The following is a 16,745-nucleotide window of genomic DNA, read 5'->3' as shown; positions in this document are numbered from 1 at the left end:
GGAACGATGAAAGGTGAGACGATGATTGAAATTCGTGACCTTGAGAAAAGCTTTATCCTGCACAATCAGGGCGCTGCGGTGATCCCGGTGATGGCAGGGGCGCATCTGGATGTGGCGGCTGGTGAATGTGTTGGGCTGACCGGCGTGTCGGGCGCTGGCAAATCCACCCTGATGCGGATGATCTATGGCAACTATCTGGCCAATGGCGGATCGATCAAAGTGGGTGAAGTGGACGTGGCCCGGGCGGAGCCGCGCGAAATCCTGACGCTGCGCCGTGAGGTTCTGGGCTATGTCAGCCAGTTCCTGCGGGTGGTGCCACGGGTGCCGACACTGACCGTTGTGGCGGAACCCCTGTTGGCGCTGGGCACCCCGGTGGCCGAGGCTGAGGCCCGGGCGAAGGAGCTGCTGTCTCAGCTCAATATCCCGGAACGGCTGTGGTCACTGTCCCCCACAACCTTTTCCGGCGGGGAACAGCAGCGGGTCAACATCGCACGCGGCTTTGCCCATCGCTATCCGGCACTGCTGCTGGATGAGCCGACCGCCAGCCTGGATGCGAAAAACCGTGAAGTGGTGCTGTCCCTTATCGAAGACGCCAAAGCCGGCGGCGCAGCCATCATCGGGATCTTCCACGATGAGGCGGCGCGCGACCGGGTCTGTGATCGTGTGGTGGATGTCACCGGCTTCACCCCGGTGAGGGCGGCATGAGCCGCACAGTGCCACCGGGGCGGTTCATCGCCGTTGTCGGGCCCTCGGGCGCTGGCAAAGACAGCGTGATGGAGGCCTATTGCGCCGCCCATCCCGATGTGGTGCGGGCGCGCCGGGTCATCACCCGATCTGCAGAGGCCGTTGGCGAAGAGGCCGATGGCGTCAGCCCTGCCGAGTTTGATGCGCTGGCAGCCGACGGTGGGTTTGTCCTGCACTGGCAGGCACATGGCTTGAGCTATGGCATCCCGGCCAGCATCGATGCGGCGCTGGCTGAGGGGCGCGATGTCATGGCCAACCTGTCACGTTCGGTGCTGCCCCTGCTGCAGGACCAGTTTGCCCGGTCCGCCATCGTGTTGATCACCGCCCCGGCTGAGGTTCTGGCGATGCGGCTGGCGGCGCGGGGCCGGGAAACGCCCGAGGAACAGGCCCGCCGTTTGAAACGGGCGCAATTCCAGCTGGCCGAGGGTCTGGACCCCATCGTGATCCAGAACGAAGGCACCCTGGCTGAGGCTGTCGCTGGCATCGAAGCGGCGCTTCAGCCGGAAAGGGCGTAACGGTGGATCAGATGGAACAGTCCCGCCTGATCCTCGCCCACCAGACAGAGGTCACGGATGACAAAGGGCTGCGGCAGAACCGGGTCCAGCAAGGGCTGCAGCCGCTGCCTAACCGTTTCAACCTCGGCTTTGGGCAGTTTTCCAGTGAGGGTCAGGTGAAACCGGAACTCCTCCATCACGTAGGGGTAGCCCCATTGCGCCAGCAGTTCCTCCTGCCGGTCGCTGAGGCGGGACTTGCGGCGTTTGGCCAGCTCCGCGTCGTTCAAGGGCGCGCGGAAGGGATCCAGCGCCGCCACGGTTGCCCCGGCCAGATCGCTGAGCGGTGTGGCATCGCCCTCAACCGTCAGCGCCAGAAACCGGCCCAGCGGGGTCAACTGCAGCCCGTCGAGCGTGACCGGCGCCTGCGTGGCGCAGAAGGCCTGCACCGCGGCCGACAGGTCCTCAAAACTGGCCCCATCGGCCAGTCGAAACGGCGGCTTCACGGTGCCATGCAGCCCGTATTTGCGCGGCACATCGGTCAGCGCAGTCACATCCAGCCCCGACACATCGGGATGGGGGGCAGCGCAGCCTTTGGCCAGATCCCAACCCAGCCAGTTTGCGCCAAAATCCGCCAATGGACCGGGTTCTGGGGCGTAGTAAACGGCAAATCTCTTGAATTGGGTCACGCGTTGGCCTCGACTTTCTCAACAGCTCTCACAATAGCGGCCGGTGATGCCGCGCAAAGGTAACGGAACCATGACAAAAGAGCAGATCTTCGCAAATGCCAACATCGTTTTGGAAGATGAGGTCATCCGCGGCGCCCTGCATGTGGCAGACGGTGTGATCACCGCAATTGAACCCGGAACATCGGTGCCTGACGGCGCCGAGGACTTTGGCAGTGACCTGTTGTGCCCCGGCCTTGTTGAGCTGCACACCGACAATCTTGAACGCCACATTCAGCCACGCCCCGGCGTCGACTGGCCCCATGCCGCCGCGCTGGTGGCCCATGACGCTGAACTGGCCAGCGTTGGCATCACAACGGTGTTTGATGCGATGCGGGTGGGCTCCATCCCCAGCTCCAAAAGCCGCTACAGTAAGTATGCCCGCGATCTGGCCCGCGAGTTGCTGGCGATGCGGGCTGCCGGGGCGTTGAAGATCAGCCATTACCTGCACCTGCGGGCAGAGGTCTGTTCCGAAACGCTGGAAGAGGAAATGGCCGAGTTTGGCCCCGAAGATCGCGTCGGCATCGTCAGCCTGATGGATCACACACCGGGGCAGCGGCAGTTCCGTGATCTGAGCAAACTCAAGGCCTATGTGATGGGCAAGAACAACCTCAACGAAGAGGAATTTGCCGATCACGTCGCCAATCTGCAGGGGCTGCGGGAACGCAATGGCGATCGTCATGAGGCCGTCGCCGTAGCCGAGGCCACGCGTTACGGCGCGGTTCTGGCCAGCCATGACGATACCACCGCAGATCACGTTGCCACGTCCTCGGATCTGGGCATTCACCTGGCGGAATTCCCCACCACAGTTGAGGCCGCACAGGCTTGCCGTGATCAGGGCATCGCGGTGATGATGGGGGCGCCCAACCTGATCCGTGGCGGATCACATTCGGGCAATGTGGCGGCGGGTGAACTGGCTGAAATGAACCTGCTGGATATCGTGTCATCCGACTATGTGCCGGCGGCGCTGCTGTCGGCGGGTTTGCTGCTGGGCGATATGTGGGGCGATACCGCGCGCGGCATTGCCACCATCACCAAAACCCCGGCGCGGGCGGCGGGGCTGGAGGATCGCGGTGCGCTGGCTGCTGGTCAGCGGGCCGATCTGATCCGCGTGGCCCGGATCGCCGATGCACCAGTGGTGCGGGGAACCTGGGTGCAGGGCAACCGCGTCGCCTAAGGCGCCAAATACGATCAAGCCCCTGCATCGCTGGATGCTGGGGCCAACACACTGGGGCCCAGGCCCCTTGCCCCCTCAGGGCAAAGCGCCTAGCGTCGCGCCAATTGTTGCCACCTCCCGCGTGGCGTCCTGCTCAATTGGTGCCAATGTCCCTGCCCCCACTGGAATTGATCGCCTATGCCACCGGCCTGGGCCTGGAGCTGCCCGAAACAGGCTGGCGCGCCCTGCAAGGGGGGCAGACCAATCAGCTGTGGCAGGTCTATACCGCCAAAGGGGCCAAGGTCATCAAGCTGTTCCGCCCAAACAGCGATACACCTCTGTTTCCAAATGACCCCAATTGTGAGGCCAGAATGCTGACCGCACTGGCCCCTTCCGGCCTGGCCCCGGTGCTGAGCCATCAGGGCAGCTGCGCCCTTGGTACTGTGCTGATCTATGACCACCAGCCGGGCGCATTATGGACAAAGGATCCAGCCCGCGCGGCAAAGCTTCTACGGCGGCTGCACATCCAACCGATACCCGATGGCCTGCGCCATATGCCGGGTGGATCGGATATGGTTGAGGGGCAAGTGGCCACCATGTGGGACAGCCTGACGCCCGCCCTTCAACAGGAGCTGACCCGACTGAAACCGCAAACGCCCGTCAGCGCCAGCCGAAAAACCGCGCTGCTGCATGGTGACCCGGTGCCGGGCAATCTGCTAATCGGGGCCACGGCGGCACAGGATATGCTGATTGACTGGCAATGCCCGGCTTTGGGCGATGTGACAGAAGATCTGGCGCTGTTCCGGTCCCCGGCCATGCAACAGATCTACCGCGGCCAGCCCCTCAGCCCGGCCGAGCACGCGCGCTTTCTGGACGCTTATGGCGAGGCGGAAATCGTAGGTAGGCTTGCGGCGATGGCACCGTGGCACCATTGGCGTATGGTGGCCTATTGCGGTTGGAAGGCGAAGCAGGGCAGCGCCGCCTATGCGGCCGCCCTGCCCTTGGAAATGGAGGCGCTGATCAGAAGCCGTGCGCCAGCAGGTAGCTGATCACCCCGCCCAGCACGACACCCGAGGAGAGCCAAGCCACCCGGCCCATCCAGCGACGCGGCTGCACCTCATCGGGAACCTCGGACTGACGGATCAGCGCGGCCTCAACCAACCCCGGCAGACGGGGCCCAAAGCGGCCCAGAACCTTGGCGGTTTTGGCCAGATCACCCAAGACAGCCCGCGGGCCGATGCTGACCTTGATGTAATCTTCGACCACCGGCTTGGCGACTTCCCAGATGTTGACCTCAGGATGCAGCGACCGGGCAACCCCTTCGACCACCACCATGGTGCGCTGCAACAGGATCAGCTCGGTCCGGGTTTCCATGCCAAAACGTTCAGTCACCTCAAACAGATAGTTCAGCAACCGCCCCATTGAGATGTGGCTGGCATCCATGCCAAAGATCGGCTCTCCCACCGCGCGCAGGGCGCGGGCAAATTCATCGACATCCTGTGTGGCGGGCACATAGCCCGCCTCAAAATGCACCTCGGCCACCCGCTTGTAATCGCGCCGAATGAAGCCAAACAGGATCTCGGCATAGACCCGGCGGGTGTATTCATCGATGTGGCCCATGATGCCAAAGTCATAGGCGATGATATTGCCGTTGGCGTGAACCTTCAGGTTGCCCTGATGCATGTCAGCGTGGAAAAACCCATCGCGCAGCGCGTGGCTGAGAAACAGCTGCAGCACCCGTTCGCCCAAGGCCCGGCGGTCATGTCCCGCCGCATCCAGCGCATCATTGTCACCCAATGGCAGGCCATCGGCCCAATCCATCGTCATCACCCGACGCCCTGACAGCCCCCAGCGGACCTGCGGCAGCTGGAAACCTTCGTCGCTGACCGTATTGGCGGCAAATTCCGAGGCTGAGGCGCTTTCAAGACGCAGGTCCAGTTCACCTTTCACCACGCCTTCGAAATGTTCGATCACATCGCGCGGCCGCAACCGGCGCGAGGCGGGGGAGAGGAATTCGATCACATCGGCCGCAAAGTAGAAGGCATCGATGTCACGCTGGAACGCCCGTTCAATGCCGGGGCGCAGCACTTTGACGGCAACCTCTTCGCCGGTGTCCGCCCGACGGGCCCGATGCACCTGCGCGATGGACGCCGCGGCCACCGGATCACTGAACTCGGAAAACACCTCATCCACAGGGCGGCCCAGCTCATCCGCGATGCTCTTTTGGGCTTCGGCAATGGAAAACGGCGGCAGCTTGTCCTGCAGCACCCGCAGTTGCAGCGCCATTTCCTCGCCCACCACATCCGGGCGGGTCGAAAGGATCTGGCCAAATTTGATATAGGCCGGCCCCAGCGCGGTGATCGCGCGGGTCACTGGCGGCATATCCGGATCGCCTTTGTATCCCAGCCACCGGAACGGCCAGGCCAGCACACGGGCGGCCACACGAATGGCGCGCGGCGCCTGCATGGCGTCCAGCGCCTGCCCCATGGCACCGGTGCGTTCAAACGTGGCGCCTGTACGGATCAGACGCCAGATGTTGTGAGGTCCACGCATCGCTTAGATCTTCCACCCCGAATGCAGGCAGGCAATGCCCATGGTCAGGTTGCGGTATTTCGCATTCTCAAACCCAGCCTGTTTCACCATGTTCAGGAAGGTCTCCTGATCGGGGAACTTGCGGATCGATTCGACCAGATACTGGTAGCTGTCACGATCGTTGGCGATCACCTGTCCCATCTTCGGAATGACGTTGAAGGAATAAAGGTCATAGGCCTTCTGCATCATGTCATTGGGGATCTGGCTGAACTCCAGCACCATCAGACGGCCACCGGGTTTCAGCACGCGGTAGGCCTCATTCAGGGCTTCCTGCGGACGGGTCACGTTCCGGATGCCAAAGCTGATGGTGTAGGTGTCAAAGCTGTTGTCAGGAAACGGCAGCGCCATGGCATCGCCCGTGACCCAATCCAGACTGTCAGCCATCTGCGCCGCTTCTGCCCGTTTGCGCCCCTCAACCAGCATCGGTTCTGTCAGGTCGCAAACCGTTGCGTGGCCATAGCCCGCACGTTTCAGATAACGGAAGGAAATGTCGCCAGTGCCGCCTGCCACATCCAGCAGTTTCGTTCCCGGACGCGGCGCAATCCAATCCATCATCGCATCTTTCCAGATGCGGTGGATGCCCATGCTCATGGCATCGTTCATCACGTCATATTTCGACGCAACCGAGCCAAAGACCCCCTGAACCCGCCCCGCCTTTTCAGACTCGGGCACGGTTTCAAAGCCGAAGTGGGTGGTGTTTTCACTGTTCTGGGTCATAGGCCTTGCCAGTCCGTTGTTCTCGCCTTTCTTATAGAGCGCTCACAGGGCGCTGCAATGCGCCTATATGTCATTGGAGTTATGAATGCCCGAATTGCCCGAAGTTGAGACCGTGATGCGTGGGTTGATGCCGTCGATGGAGGGGGCGGTGATTGCCAAGGCGCAGATCAATCGCCCGGATCTGCGCTGGCCCTTCCCGGAGCGGATGTCTGAGCGGTTGACCGGGCAGCGGGTGGAACGGCTGCGGCGGCGGTCCAAGTATATTCTGGCCGATCTGGCCTCGGGCGAAACCCTATTGATCCATCTGGGCATGTCGGGGCGGATGTTGGTTTCAGGCGATCCGTTGGGTCAGTTTGTACATGACCATCCGCAGGCTGAAAAACATGACCATGTGGTTTTGGACATGGACAATGGCGCCCGCATCACCTTCAACGATCCGCGCCGATTTGGGGCGATGGATCTGTTGGACACGGCCACGGCTGAGGACAGCAAACTGCTGTCGGTTCTGGGGCCTGAACCCTTCGGCAACAGCTTCTCTGAGGACTACCTGATTGCGGCCTTCAAAGACAAAAACACCCCGGTGAAATCGGCGCTGCTGGATCAGGGAATCATTGCCGGGTTGGGCAACATTTACGTGTGTGAAACGCTCTACCGTGCCGGGATCAGCCCAAAGAGGCGGGCAAAACAAATTGCAGGACGCAAGGTCGCAACTTTGGTTCCGATCATCCGCGACGTGCTGTCAGACGCCATCGAAGCGGGCGGTTCCAGCCTCAAGGACTTCCGCAGCGCAGGCGGGGAACTTGGTTATTTTCAACACCGTTTTGACGTCTACGACCGCGAAGGTGACCCCTGCAAACGCGAGGGCTGCGACGGTGTGGTGTCGCGCATCGTACAATCGGGCCGGTCGAGTTTTTACTGCCCCCGTTGTCAAAGATAGCTTGATCCAGCCGCCGGGATTGTCCAGTAATCGGGACTGACTGGAATAATGAAAGCTGAATACATGGCCTATGAGACGATCATCGTCGAAGTAGAAGACCACATCGCGCTGGTGAAACTGAATCGCCCCGATGCAATGAATGCGCTGAACGCGCAGTTGCTGAGCGAGCTTGCCGACGCGATGAAATCGGCCCAAGCCAACGACAAGGTGCGCTGCATCGTGCTGACCGGCAATGAGAAGGCTTTCGCAGCCGGTGCCGACATCAAAATGATGAGCGAAAAGACCTACACCGATGTCTTCACCGAGGATCTGTTTGGTCCCGAATGTGCTGAGGTGACCAAGGTTCGCAAACCGGTGATTGCAGCTGTGTCCGGCTATGCGCTGGGCGGCGGCTGTGAACTGGCGATGATGTGCGACTTCATCATCTGTTCGGACACCGCCAAGTTTGGCCAGCCCGAGGTGAACCTGGGCGTGATGGCCGGCATCGGTGGCACCCAGCGTCTGACCCGTGCCATTGGCAAGGCCAAGGCGATGGACATGAACCTGACCGGCCGCTTCATGGATGCGGAAGAGGCAGAGCGTTCTGGGCTGGTAAGCCGCATCGTGCCCGCCAAGAAGCTGATGGACGAAGCGATGGGCGCCGCCGCCAAGATCGCTGAGAAGTCGATGATTTCGGTGATGGCGATCAAAGAATCGGTGAACCAATCGTTCGAAGTGCCGCTGGCCGATGGCCTGCTGTTTGAACGTCGCCTGTTCCATTCGATGTTTGCCACCGAAGATCAATCCGAAGGCATGGCCGCCTTCATCGACAAGCGCACCCCGCAGTTTCGCGACAAGTAAGCGCGCAAACGTCGAGAATCATAGAAATAAGGGAAACGGGCTGCCTTGCGGCCCGTTTTTCTATTGCATCTCTGGGATTCTTGCGTAAAAGGGCCGCCAGACATGCGCGTGAAGCCCGCTCTGGCTAGAATGATTCCCGACAGGAAGCTGTCAGGTGGGGGCACGTGCTGATTGACATATAACCCCGAACCTTAGGGAACATTCGAAATGGCAAATTCGCCTCAGGCAAAAAAACGCGCCCGTCAGAACGAAACCCGTTTTGCTGTAAACAAAGCACGTCGTTCGCGCATCCGCACCTTCCTGCGTAAAGTTGAGGAAGCCATTGCTTCCGGTGACAAAGAAGCCGCAACCGCCGCTCTGCGCGCGTGCCAGCCTGAGCTGATGCGCGGCGTCACCAAAGGTGTCTTCCACAAGAACACCGCAGCACGCAAAATGTCCCGCCTCGCCGCACGCGTGAAGGCACTGGGCTAATCGCACCTGCGAACCCCTTGAAATATTGAGAAAAGGCGCCCCGATTCGGTGGCGCCTTTTTTCGTTTACCTGCACGTAATTTCAGCCATGTGTTGCAGAAAAATTCGGCGCGAGAGATTCTTTTTGGGAATCTCTGAGTCAAGCCCAGAAGTTCAGTTGCGACTCGACCGGCCAACTTGCTAGCTTCCCTTCACAGCGATTCAACATCGCCCTGGGGGGACAGGCGCCCACGTGATTCCATTCGGTTCCGAATGGCGTTTCATGGGACTGATGAACTCTGCGCATAGCGTTCTTGCAGTGAACGATAGATGCCGCGGAAGTCTAGGCTACTGCCTCGCCCGTCCTACATAAGAACGCGTCACAGCGTGCACCGCAGGCACAGCCGTTGGGGGACGGATGTTGCCAGAAGGCCGCGGTGCGTGGCGCGAAGTTCGGTCCAGATTTGGACGATTCAACCGTTGCAACTATGCTGCAGCGGCAAGGATTGTTTTTTTCTGTGGCCAGGTTGGTACGAGTTTTGCGGCGCAGGTGCAGGCGCTGAGTGAAGGAAGAAACGACAGGCTGGAATGGGGAACATGACGCAAGAACAGTGGGGCCAACTTCAAAACAACCTTTTGAAGACAGTGGGAAAAAATAACTTCGCAACCTGGATCGAACCGCTCGAGTTCCTCGAGATCACCGATGGTGTTGCAACCTTTCAGGTCCCGACGACCTTCTTGGGGAATTACGTGTCGCAGAACTTCGGCGACCTGATTCTGCATAAGCTCAGCGAAGCCGGCGAAGACGTGCGACGGATCCATTTCCGTGTTGGCACCTCCGCCCCGCGTCCCCGTGTTGCCGCCACCCAAGCCGCCAACCATTCGGCAAGCCCCGCCAGCGCCGCGCAGCCCGTGGCCCAGCCGCGACTGGCCGAATCCGATGATGCCGCCCCCACCTCTGCACAGACCCATTCCGTATTTGAAGCCACCGACAGTGCCGCCACCAGTCAGGCCCTGCGCGAAGAGCTCCTGCCAGGCGCGCCGCTGGATTCGCGCTTTACCTTTGACACCTTTTTTGTCGGCAAACCGAACGAACTGGCCCATGCCGCCGCCCGCCGTGTTGCCGAAGGTGGCCCCGTTACCTTCAACCCGCTGTTCCTTTATGGCGGTGTTGGCCTTGGTAAGACCCACCTGATGCACGCCATCGCATGGGAACTGCAAACCAAACGCCCGGACCTGAACGTGGTCTACCTGTCGGCGGAACAGTTCATGTACCGTTTCGTGCAGGCACTGCGCGACCGCAAGATGATGGACTTCAAACAGCTGTTCCGCTCGGTCGACGTGCTGATGGTGGACGATGTGCAGTTCATTGCTGGCAAAGACAGCACCCAGGAAGAGTTCTTCCACACCTTCAACGCGCTGGTGGATCAGAATAAGCAGATCATCATCTCGGCCGATCGTGCCCCGGGTGAAATCAAAGACCTGGAAGAACGCATCAAGTCGCGTCTGCAATGTGGTCTGGTCGTGGACCTGCACCCAACCGACTATGAGCTGCGCCTCGGCATTCTGCAGTCCAAGGTCGAACAGCACTCCGCCCAATATCCCGGTCTGGAACTGGCGCCTGGCGTTCTAGAATTCCTGGCCCATCGCATCAGCACCAACGTCCGTGTGCTGGAAGGTGCGCTGACCCGTCTGTTTGCCTTTGCCTCGCTGGTTGGTCGCCCGATCACCATGGAATTGACGCAGGATTGTCTGGCCGACGTACTGCGTGCGTCTGAGCGCAAGATCACCGTTGAAGAGATCCAGCGCAAAGTCTCCGAACATTACAACATCCGCCTCAGCGACATGATCGGCCCGAAACGAGTGCGCACCTACGCCCGTCCGCGTCAGATCGCCATGTATCTGTGCAAACAGCTGACCAGCCGCAGCTTGCCGGAAATCGGCCGTCGTTTCGGGGGCCGGGACCACACCACCGTCATGCACGGGGTGAAACGCATTGAGGAACTGCGCCAGCAGGACGGTCAGATCGCCGAAGATCTGGAACTGCTGCGCCGCGCGTTGGAAGCGTAAGTCACATCATTAGACGCCAAAAAGCGTCACCAGAACCGCACATTTGGGCGTCGCTGCATCCGCTGGCGGCGCCCATTGTCTTGACGGCCCTTGACGCCCCCGTCAAAGCATCAGAGAAACCAAGAAAAGGCTTGAGGCCCTTCGGGAATGCGTTACCTTGCACTCCCCCAAGACGGGCCGAACAGGGATAGGAGCGAGGGAATGAAATTCAGCATCGAACGCGGGACGCTTCTGAAGGCCGTCTCTCAGGCGCAGTCGGTTGTGGAACGGCGCAACACCATTCCGATCCTGGCAAACGTCTTGATCGAAGCCGAAGGCGACACGGTGCAGTTTCGCGCCACCGACCTGGACATCGAAGTGGTCGACAAGGCCACAGCACAGGTTGAAAAAGCAGGCTCAACCACGGTGTCGGCTGTTACCCTGCACGAAATTGTCCGCAAACTGCCCGATGGCGCGCTGGTCACCCTGACCGAAGATGGCGTTGCCGGTCGTCTGACCGTTGAGGCGGGCCGTTCTAACTTCAATCTGGCTACTCTGCCCAAGGAAGATTTCCCGGTCATGGCCAGCGCCGAATACGCCAGCAACTTCACCGCGCCCGCGCCGGTGCTGCGCCGCCTGTTCGACAAATCGAAATTCGCCATCTCGACCGAAGAAACCCGGTATTACCTGAACGGTGTTTACCTGCATGTCTCGGACAGCGAAAACGGCAAGGTGCTGCGCGCTGTGGCCACCGACGGTCACCGTCTGGCCCGCATTGACGCCGATCTGCCGATGGAAGCGGGCGACATGCCCGGTGTGATCGTGCCGCGCAAAACCGTGGGTGAACTGCGCAAGCTGCTGGACGATGATGAGATGCTGATTGCCGTGTCGGTCAGCGAAACCAAAATCCGCTTTGCCACGCCAAACATCACCCTGACCTCCAAGGTCATCGATGGCACCTTCCCCGATTACAGCCGTGTGATCCCAGTGGGCAACACCCGCAAGATGGAAGTGGACGCTTCGGAATTTGCCTCGGCCGTGGACCGGGTGGCCACCGTTTCCTCGGAACGCTCGCGCGCTGTGAAAATGTCGCTGGAAGAGGATCGCCTGATCCTGTCGGTCAACGCACCAGACAGCGGCGCCGCCGAAGAAGAGCTGGCCGTTGCCTATAATGACGAACGTCTGGAGATTGGCTTCAACGCCAAGTACCTGCTGGAAATCGCCAGCCAGGTTGACCGTGAAAACGCTGTCTTCATGTTCAACTCCTCCGGTGACCCGACCCTGATGCGTGAAGGCAGTGACACCTCCGCCGTCTATGTCGTCATGCCGATGCGCGTCTGACCTGACGGTCCCGCTGGCGGGGTTTGATCCAAACTCCGCTGGCGTTTTCTGCCCCAGAAAACGCCCCCATGGCTGATCTTGCACTCCGATCCCTGACGCTATCGCACTTTCGCTCGCACAAACGGGCGGAGATTACCTGTGATGGCCGCCCCGTGGCGATTTACGGCGCCAACGGATCCGGCAAGACCAACATCCTCGAAGCGGTTTCGCTGTTTTCCCCCGGTCGCGGCCTGCGCCGCGCCTCGGCCGAGGATATGACCCGCCGCCCCGAAGCACTGGGATGGAAGCTGACCGGCCTGTTGCAACGCGGCGACCAGCACTCAGAGATTGAGATCTGGTCAGAAGGCGGCGCAGCACGTCAGCTGAAGATCGACGGCAAATCCCATCCGCAATTGGAACTGGCCAAACAGGCCCGGATCCTCTGGCTGATCCCTTCGATGGATCGCCTCTGGATCGAAGGGGCGGAGGGGCGCCGGCGGTTTCTGGACCGGATGGCGCTGTCTTTCTTTCCCAGCCATGGTGAGGCAACGCTGGCCTATGAAAAGGCCATGCGCGAACGCAACCGGCTTCTGAAAGATCAGCAGCGCGATGCTTTCTGGTACAAGGCGCTTGAGGCGCAGATGGCCGAACATGGCGCGGCCATTCACGCCAATCGTCTGAAAACGCTATCCTTTATCGCGGATGCACAGGCACAGGCAGAAACTGCTTTCCCAACGGCCGATCTGGAACTCACCCAAAGTGAAGGCGAAATGCCTGAAACAGAGGCAGACCTGATCGCCGCCTTTGAAGAAAGCCGTTTCCGTGACATCGCTGCCGGACGGTCCCTTGTTGGACCACATCGCACCGATCTTTATGGTGTCTTTGCAGCCAAGGGCGTGCCGGCGCGTGACTGTTCCACCGGGGAACAAAAGGCCTTGCTGGTCTCATTGATCCTAGCCAATGCGCGGGCGCTGGCGGCACAGATTGGCATGCCGCCGATCCTGCTGCTGGATGAGGTCGCAGCGCATCTGGATGCCACCCGGATGGCCGCGCTTTACGATGAAATCTGTGGCTTTGGTGCGCAGGCCTGGATGACCGGCACCGGGCCCGAGCTGTTTACAAGCCTCGGCGCCCGCGCGCAGTACCTTGAGGTGCGCGATGACGCCGGCCTGTCAGAGCTGATGCAAGCGGAGGGGCCTAAGTGAACACAGATCCTCAAAAACGTCTGTTGGTTCTGGGGGCAACCGGGGCTGTTGGCACATTGTTGCGTCGGGTCTGGTCGATTGATCCGCCTGAACACACGCAGGTCATCTGGCAGGCCCGCACCGCACAGCCCGGTATGATCCCGTTTCGCCCTGGTGCGGCGACGGATGTCTTTGGCAAGGTAGATACGGTGCTGTCGCTTTGGGGCGGGCCGACGGACCTGCCCGCCAATCGCACCCTTGCGATCGAAGCACAGCGCATCGGCGCGGAAACCGGCGCTGATCGGGTTTTGCACGCCTCCTCGATTGCGGCCTATCTGCCGCAAACCAACGCGTTGCGTGAAGAAGATCCGCTGGGCAATTCAAACGCCTATGGGATGGCCAAAACCGAAATGGAACAGGCGGTGCAAGTGGCCCCCGGCCCGCGGCGCTGTTGCCTGCGGCTTGGATCTGTCGCCGGCGCCGAAAGCCTGGCCCGCGCACTGGTCGAGGACAATTTGATCCGGCTGGATCAGTTTGCCTCAGGCCACGGCCCGTTGCGCAGCTATATCGCGCCTGCTGATCTGGCCAAGGTGATTTTGGGTCTGGTACACCTGCCCCTTAACGACTTGCCACAGGCGTTGAACGTCGGTGCACCACATCCCGTCCGGATGGAGGCGCTGTTGGCAACCGCAAACCGTGCCTTTCACTGGTCACCCGCCCCGGACACCGCCCGCGAAACCGCAATCTTGGACACCAGCCTGCTGCAGTCATTGGTTCCGCTTGCCCCCAACAGCGCTGATCCCGCCGCAATTGTTGCCGACCTGCACCGGCTTGGGGTGATGTAATGTCACCGCGCCTGCCGATCTGGAAACGTCTGTTTGACATCTTCTTTGCCCTCTTTCTGGCGCTCCTGCTGTCGCCGGTGCTGATCGGCGTTGCGCTGTGGATCTTGCTGCGCGACGGGCGGCCAGTTTTTTACGTCTCAGAACGGATGCGCACGGAAAAATTGCCGTTCTGGCTGTGGAAATTCCGCACCATGCAGCCCGATGCCGAAGACCGCGGCGTGACAGGCCAAGACAAAGACACACGCATCACTGCCACCGGTCAGTTTCTGCGCCGCAGCCGGTTGGATGAACTGCCGCAACTGTTGAACATTCTGCGTGGGGACATGTCCTTTGTCGGCCCCCGCCCTCCGCTGCGTCGCTATGTCGAGCTTTATCCGGATCTTTACGCCAAAGTTCTGCAAAACCGCCCTGGCGTGACCGGTTTGGCCACCGCTGTTTTTCATCAGCACGAAGAACGCATCCTTGCGACCTCAACCAGCGCCGAAGAGACCGAGGCCCTCTATTGCCGACGCTGCGTGCCACGCAAAGCCCGGCTGGACCTGATCTATCAGGCACATGTCTCACTCTGGTTGGATCTCTACGTCCTAAAACGTACGCTTAAGAAATAAAAATCGGCGTCAGAATTGCCACATGCACGCAACGCGAGGCACCAGATCTTGCGCCGTGCAAGCAAAATCCAATACTGTGGTAAAACCATTTGTTAGCGGCTTGGTTACTTTCCAAGATTAGAGCTACAGAAAGCGACCGCCAATTGGTGTTATTAGGAGGACAAAATGACGCTCTATTCGTTTGTCTCTCATTTAGGAGACCAGAATAAGCGATTGTTTTTTATGGCGATTGACCTTTTGGTCGCGCCGCTCTCTCTGCTGCTTACCCTTTTCCTGCTTCAGTCTTTGAGCCAAATGATCCAGCAACCCGTTGCGTTGCTGACATTGTTGGTTTTTGCCTCGCTCTTTTGCGCCAGCACCGCCAATGTTCTTGGTCTGCACCGGCTCAGCCTGAATGCTTATGAATCTTCAGGCATTCTGCGCAGCTGTTTGGTGGCCGCACTTGTCGCCGTGGCCTGCTCAAGCCTGAGTTTTGTCACAAACACCGGCCTGCCGACCGCGCTTTTTGCTGTTTTTGCTATGGTATTGCTCATCGGGATCGCGATGAGCCGTCTGTTGTTGCGCCAGCTGGTCCTTGCCATCTATCGCACCGGGCCCGGCCGTACGCGCCTGATCATCTACGGTGCGGGTCAAACTGGTCTGCAGCTGGCTGCAGCCCTACGCGCGGGCGATGATGTGGAGCTGGTGGCCTTTGTCGACGACAATCCAAAACTGCAGAGCCTGACCCTGATGGGGGCCGCGGTTTACGCGTCCAGCCGGATTGAAGACCTGGTCAACCGCAAGGAGGTCAACCGCGTGGTGCTGGCCATGCCCTCGGCCACCCCATCGACCCACGCCAAAATCGCCATGCGCCTGCGCCGTTACGGCTGTGAGGTGCACACGCTGCCGTCCTTTGCGGATCTTCTGACCGACGTGGATCTGTCCAAACGCTACAGCCCCGTCCCGATTGATGAGTTGCTGGGTCGTACCGGGCTGGATGAAGATCTGCCCGCCGTGTCGCACGCCTATCAAGGCCACCGCCTGCTGGTCACCGGTGCAGGCGGATCAATCGGGTCTGAACTGTGCCGCCAACTGGTGGCCTGCCGCCCGTCCCATCTGGTGCTGCTGGATCACTCAGAACTGGCGCTTTATTCGATTGAGAAAGAGCTGCAGTCGATCGCCCCGGATCTGCCGATCACCGCCATTTTGGGCTCCGTCTGTGATCGCAAGATGATGGAAAGCCTGCTGCAGCAGAACCAGATCGAAGTGGTCCTGCACGCCGCCGCGTACAAACACGTGCCGATGGTGGAAAAGAACGAAATCGCCGGCCTGCAGAACAACGTGATTGGCACCAAAACCCTTGCAGATGCGGCGCGTCTGGCGGGCGTCGAACGTTTCATTCTTGTCAGTTCGGACAAGGCTGTGCGGCCGACAAACATCATGGGCGCCTCCAAACGGTTGGCGGAAATGGCGGTGCAGGATCTGGCCACCCGCAGCGATGGCACCATGTTCTCCATGGTGCGTTTCGGCAATGTGATGGGGTCCTCCGGCTCGGTTATCCCGCTGTTTGAGGAACAGATCGCGCGCGGCGGCCCGGTGACGCTGACCCACAATGATGTTGCGCGCTATTTCATGACCATTTCCGAGGCCGCGCGCCTGGTGCTGCTGGCCGGCACCTTTTCGCGTGGTGGGGATGTCTTTGTTCTGGATATGGGGGATCTGGTCCCGATCCGCCGACTGGCCCGTCAGATGATCGAAGGCGCCGGTTTTGAAGTCCGCGATGAGGGCAATCCGGACGGTGATGTTGAAATCAAGGTCACCGGTCTGCGCCCCGGCGAGAAGCTGATAGAAGAGCTGCTGATCAGCCCCGATATGCTGACCACACCGCACCCGAAAATCCTGCGTGCCCAGGAAGGGTTGCTGTCCGAGATCGAGATTGCCACCGCGCTGAAGGATCTGCGTTTGGCGATTGAGGAAAACGATGCTTCTGCGGCGCGTGACGTGATCAAACGCTGGGTGGAAACGCAGGAAGAAGCCGACCGCGAAGGCACCACCAACGCGCCGTAACACGCCGCGCAAGGCATCCCGCCGAGCACCCGCCTGATCCCC

The 16,745-nt window shown here is 60.4% G+C and carries 16 protein-coding genes; 13 read left to right on the top strand and 3 right to left on the bottom strand.

The annotated features are described in order from the left end of the window. Positions 1-21 precede the first annotated feature (21 nt). The gene (gene phnL / locus TL5118_RS08910; protein ID WP_058242568.1) at positions 22-705 is read left to right on the top strand and encodes a phosphonate C-P lyase system protein PhnL; all 684 of its coding nucleotides are present in this window, start codon (positions 22-24) and stop codon (positions 703-705) included. Continuing rightward, a complete protein-coding gene (gene phnN, locus TL5118_RS08905) occupies positions 702-1,259 on the top strand; it encodes a phosphonate metabolism protein/1,5-bisphosphokinase (PRPP-forming) PhnN (RefSeq protein ID WP_058242567.1) in 558 nt (185 codons plus the stop codon). The genes phnL and phnN overlap by 4 nt, the downstream gene beginning before the upstream one ends. Here phnN and TL5118_RS08900 read toward each other — a convergent pair. Further along, positions 1,241-1,924: a DUF1045 domain-containing protein gene (locus tag TL5118_RS08900; RefSeq protein WP_058242566.1), complete on the bottom strand. Its 684-nt coding sequence runs from the start codon at positions 1,922-1,924 to the stop codon at positions 1,241-1,243. The two genes, phnN and TL5118_RS08900, sit on opposite strands and share 19 nt — an antisense overlap. A 70-nt stretch (positions 1,925-1,994) precedes the next feature. Here TL5118_RS08900 and TL5118_RS08895 point away from each other — a divergent pair, with 70 nt between their 5' ends. Next, the gene (locus TL5118_RS08895) at positions 1,995-3,137 is read left to right on the top strand and encodes an alpha-D-ribose 1-methylphosphonate 5-triphosphate diphosphatase (RefSeq protein WP_082626180.1); all 1,143 of its coding nucleotides are present in this window, start codon (positions 1,995-1,997) and stop codon (positions 3,135-3,137) included. Positions 3,138-3,283: 146 nt separating this feature from the next. Then, the gene (locus TL5118_RS08890) at positions 3,284-4,165 is read left to right on the top strand and encodes an aminoglycoside phosphotransferase family protein (protein ID WP_058242564.1); all 882 of its coding nucleotides are present in this window, start codon (positions 3,284-3,286) and stop codon (positions 4,163-4,165) included. On the opposite strand, the gene ubiB is transcribed toward TL5118_RS08890, so the two are convergent. Further along, a complete protein-coding gene (gene ubiB, locus TL5118_RS08885; protein WP_058242563.1) occupies positions 4,137-5,669 on the bottom strand; it encodes a 2-polyprenylphenol 6-hydroxylase in 1,533 nt (510 codons plus the stop codon). The two genes, TL5118_RS08890 and ubiB, sit on opposite strands and share 29 nt — an antisense overlap. Positions 5,670-5,672: 3 nt before the next feature. Beyond that, positions 5,673-6,425 (bottom strand): bifunctional demethylmenaquinone methyltransferase/2-methoxy-6-polyprenyl-1,4-benzoquinol methylase UbiE, encoded by a 753-nt coding sequence (gene ubiE, locus TL5118_RS08880; protein ID WP_058242562.1) that lies wholly within the window; start codon positions 6,423-6,425, stop codon positions 5,673-5,675. A gap of 85 nt (positions 6,426-6,510) precedes the next feature. Here ubiE and mutM point away from each other — a divergent pair, with 85 nt between their 5' ends. The 9 genes from mutM to TL5118_RS08835 all read left to right on the top strand — a co-directional run bounded on the left by mutM (position 6,511) and on the right by TL5118_RS08835 (position 16,703). Further along, entirely contained in the window at positions 6,511-7,362 is an 852-nt protein-coding gene (gene mutM / locus TL5118_RS08875) for a bifunctional DNA-formamidopyrimidine glycosylase/DNA-(apurinic or apyrimidinic site) lyase (protein WP_058242561.1), read from the top strand. Between the two features lie 63 nt (positions 7,363-7,425). Beyond that, a complete protein-coding gene (locus tag TL5118_RS08870) occupies positions 7,426-8,202 on the top strand; it encodes an enoyl-CoA hydratase (protein ID WP_058242636.1) in 777 nt (258 codons plus the stop codon). A gap of 207 nt (positions 8,203-8,409) precedes the next feature. Further along, positions 8,410-8,673, top strand: coding sequence for a 30S ribosomal protein S20 (gene rpsT / locus TL5118_RS08865; protein ID WP_058242560.1), 264 nt, complete (start codon positions 8,410-8,412; stop codon positions 8,671-8,673). Positions 8,674-9,248: 575 nt separating this feature from the next. Next, a complete protein-coding gene (gene dnaA / locus TL5118_RS08860) occupies positions 9,249-10,721 on the top strand; it encodes a chromosomal replication initiator protein DnaA (protein ID WP_058242635.1) in 1,473 nt (490 codons plus the stop codon). Positions 10,722-10,922: 201 nt separating this feature from the next. Further along, positions 10,923-12,041 carry a DNA polymerase III subunit beta gene (dnaN, locus tag TL5118_RS08855; RefSeq protein WP_058242559.1) on the top strand — a complete coding sequence of 373 codons (1,119 nt, stop codon included), beginning with the start codon at positions 10,923-10,925 and terminating at the stop codon, positions 12,039-12,041. A 68-nt stretch (positions 12,042-12,109) separates the two neighbouring features. Next, positions 12,110-13,225, top strand: a complete 1,116-nt coding sequence (gene recF / locus TL5118_RS08850; protein WP_058242558.1) for a DNA replication/repair protein RecF — start codon at positions 12,110-12,112, stop codon at positions 13,223-13,225. Continuing rightward, positions 13,222-14,049, top strand: coding sequence for an NAD-dependent epimerase/dehydratase family protein (locus tag TL5118_RS08845; RefSeq protein ID WP_058242557.1), 828 nt, complete (start codon positions 13,222-13,224; stop codon positions 14,047-14,049). The genes recF and TL5118_RS08845 overlap by 4 nt, the downstream gene beginning before the upstream one ends. Next, entirely contained in the window at positions 14,049-14,657 is a 609-nt protein-coding gene (locus TL5118_RS08840; RefSeq protein ID WP_058242556.1) for a sugar transferase, read from the top strand. Before TL5118_RS08845 ends, TL5118_RS08840 begins: the two co-directional genes overlap by 1 nt. Positions 14,658-14,822: 165 nt before the next feature. Continuing rightward, a complete protein-coding gene (locus TL5118_RS08835; RefSeq protein WP_058242555.1) occupies positions 14,823-16,703 on the top strand; it encodes a polysaccharide biosynthesis protein in 1,881 nt (626 codons plus the stop codon). Positions 16,704-16,745 lie beyond the last annotated feature (42 nt).

The organism is Thalassovita autumnalis (assembly GCF_001458255.1).
Lineage (GTDB): Bacteria > Pseudomonadota > Alphaproteobacteria > Rhodobacterales > Rhodobacteraceae > Thalassobius > Thalassobius autumnalis.
Note: the sequence above shows the minus strand (reverse complement) of the source record. Positions and strands in the feature narration are given on the sequence as shown.

Coding starts and splice junctions, on each gene's coding strand:
- ubiB (WP_058242563.1), bottom strand. CDS start 5,669: ATGCGTGGACCTCACAACATCTGGCGTCTGATCCGTACAGGCGCCACG.
- dnaN (WP_058242559.1), top strand. CDS start 10,923: ATGAAATTCAGCATCGAACGCGGGACGCTTCTGAAGGCCGTCTCTCAG.
- phnN (WP_058242567.1), top strand. CDS start 702: ATGAGCCGCACAGTGCCACCGGGGCGGTTCATCGCCGTTGTCGGGCCC.
- dnaA (WP_058242635.1), top strand. CDS start 9,249: ATGACGCAAGAACAGTGGGGCCAACTTCAAAACAACCTTTTGAAGACA.
- TL5118_RS08890 (WP_058242564.1), top strand. CDS start 3,284: ATGTCCCTGCCCCCACTGGAATTGATCGCCTATGCCACCGGCCTGGGC.
- TL5118_RS08835 (WP_058242555.1), top strand. CDS start 14,823: ATGACGCTCTATTCGTTTGTCTCTCATTTAGGAGACCAGAATAAGCGA.
- rpsT (WP_058242560.1), top strand. CDS start 8,410: ATGGCAAATTCGCCTCAGGCAAAAAAACGCGCCCGTCAGAACGAAACC.
- TL5118_RS08840 (WP_058242556.1), top strand. CDS start 14,049: ATGTCACCGCGCCTGCCGATCTGGAAACGTCTGTTTGACATCTTCTTT.
- TL5118_RS08895 (WP_082626180.1), top strand. CDS start 1,995: ATGACAAAAGAGCAGATCTTCGCAAATGCCAACATCGTTTTGGAAGAT.
- phnL (WP_058242568.1), top strand. CDS start 22: ATGATTGAAATTCGTGACCTTGAGAAAAGCTTTATCCTGCACAATCAG.
- mutM (WP_058242561.1), top strand. CDS start 6,511: ATGCCCGAATTGCCCGAAGTTGAGACCGTGATGCGTGGGTTGATGCCG.
- TL5118_RS08870 (WP_058242636.1), top strand. CDS start 7,426: ATGGCCTATGAGACGATCATCGTCGAAGTAGAAGACCACATCGCGCTG.
- recF (WP_058242558.1), top strand. CDS start 12,110: ATGGCTGATCTTGCACTCCGATCCCTGACGCTATCGCACTTTCGCTCG.
- ubiE (WP_058242562.1), bottom strand. CDS start 6,425: ATGACCCAGAACAGTGAAAACACCACCCACTTCGGCTTTGAAACCGTG.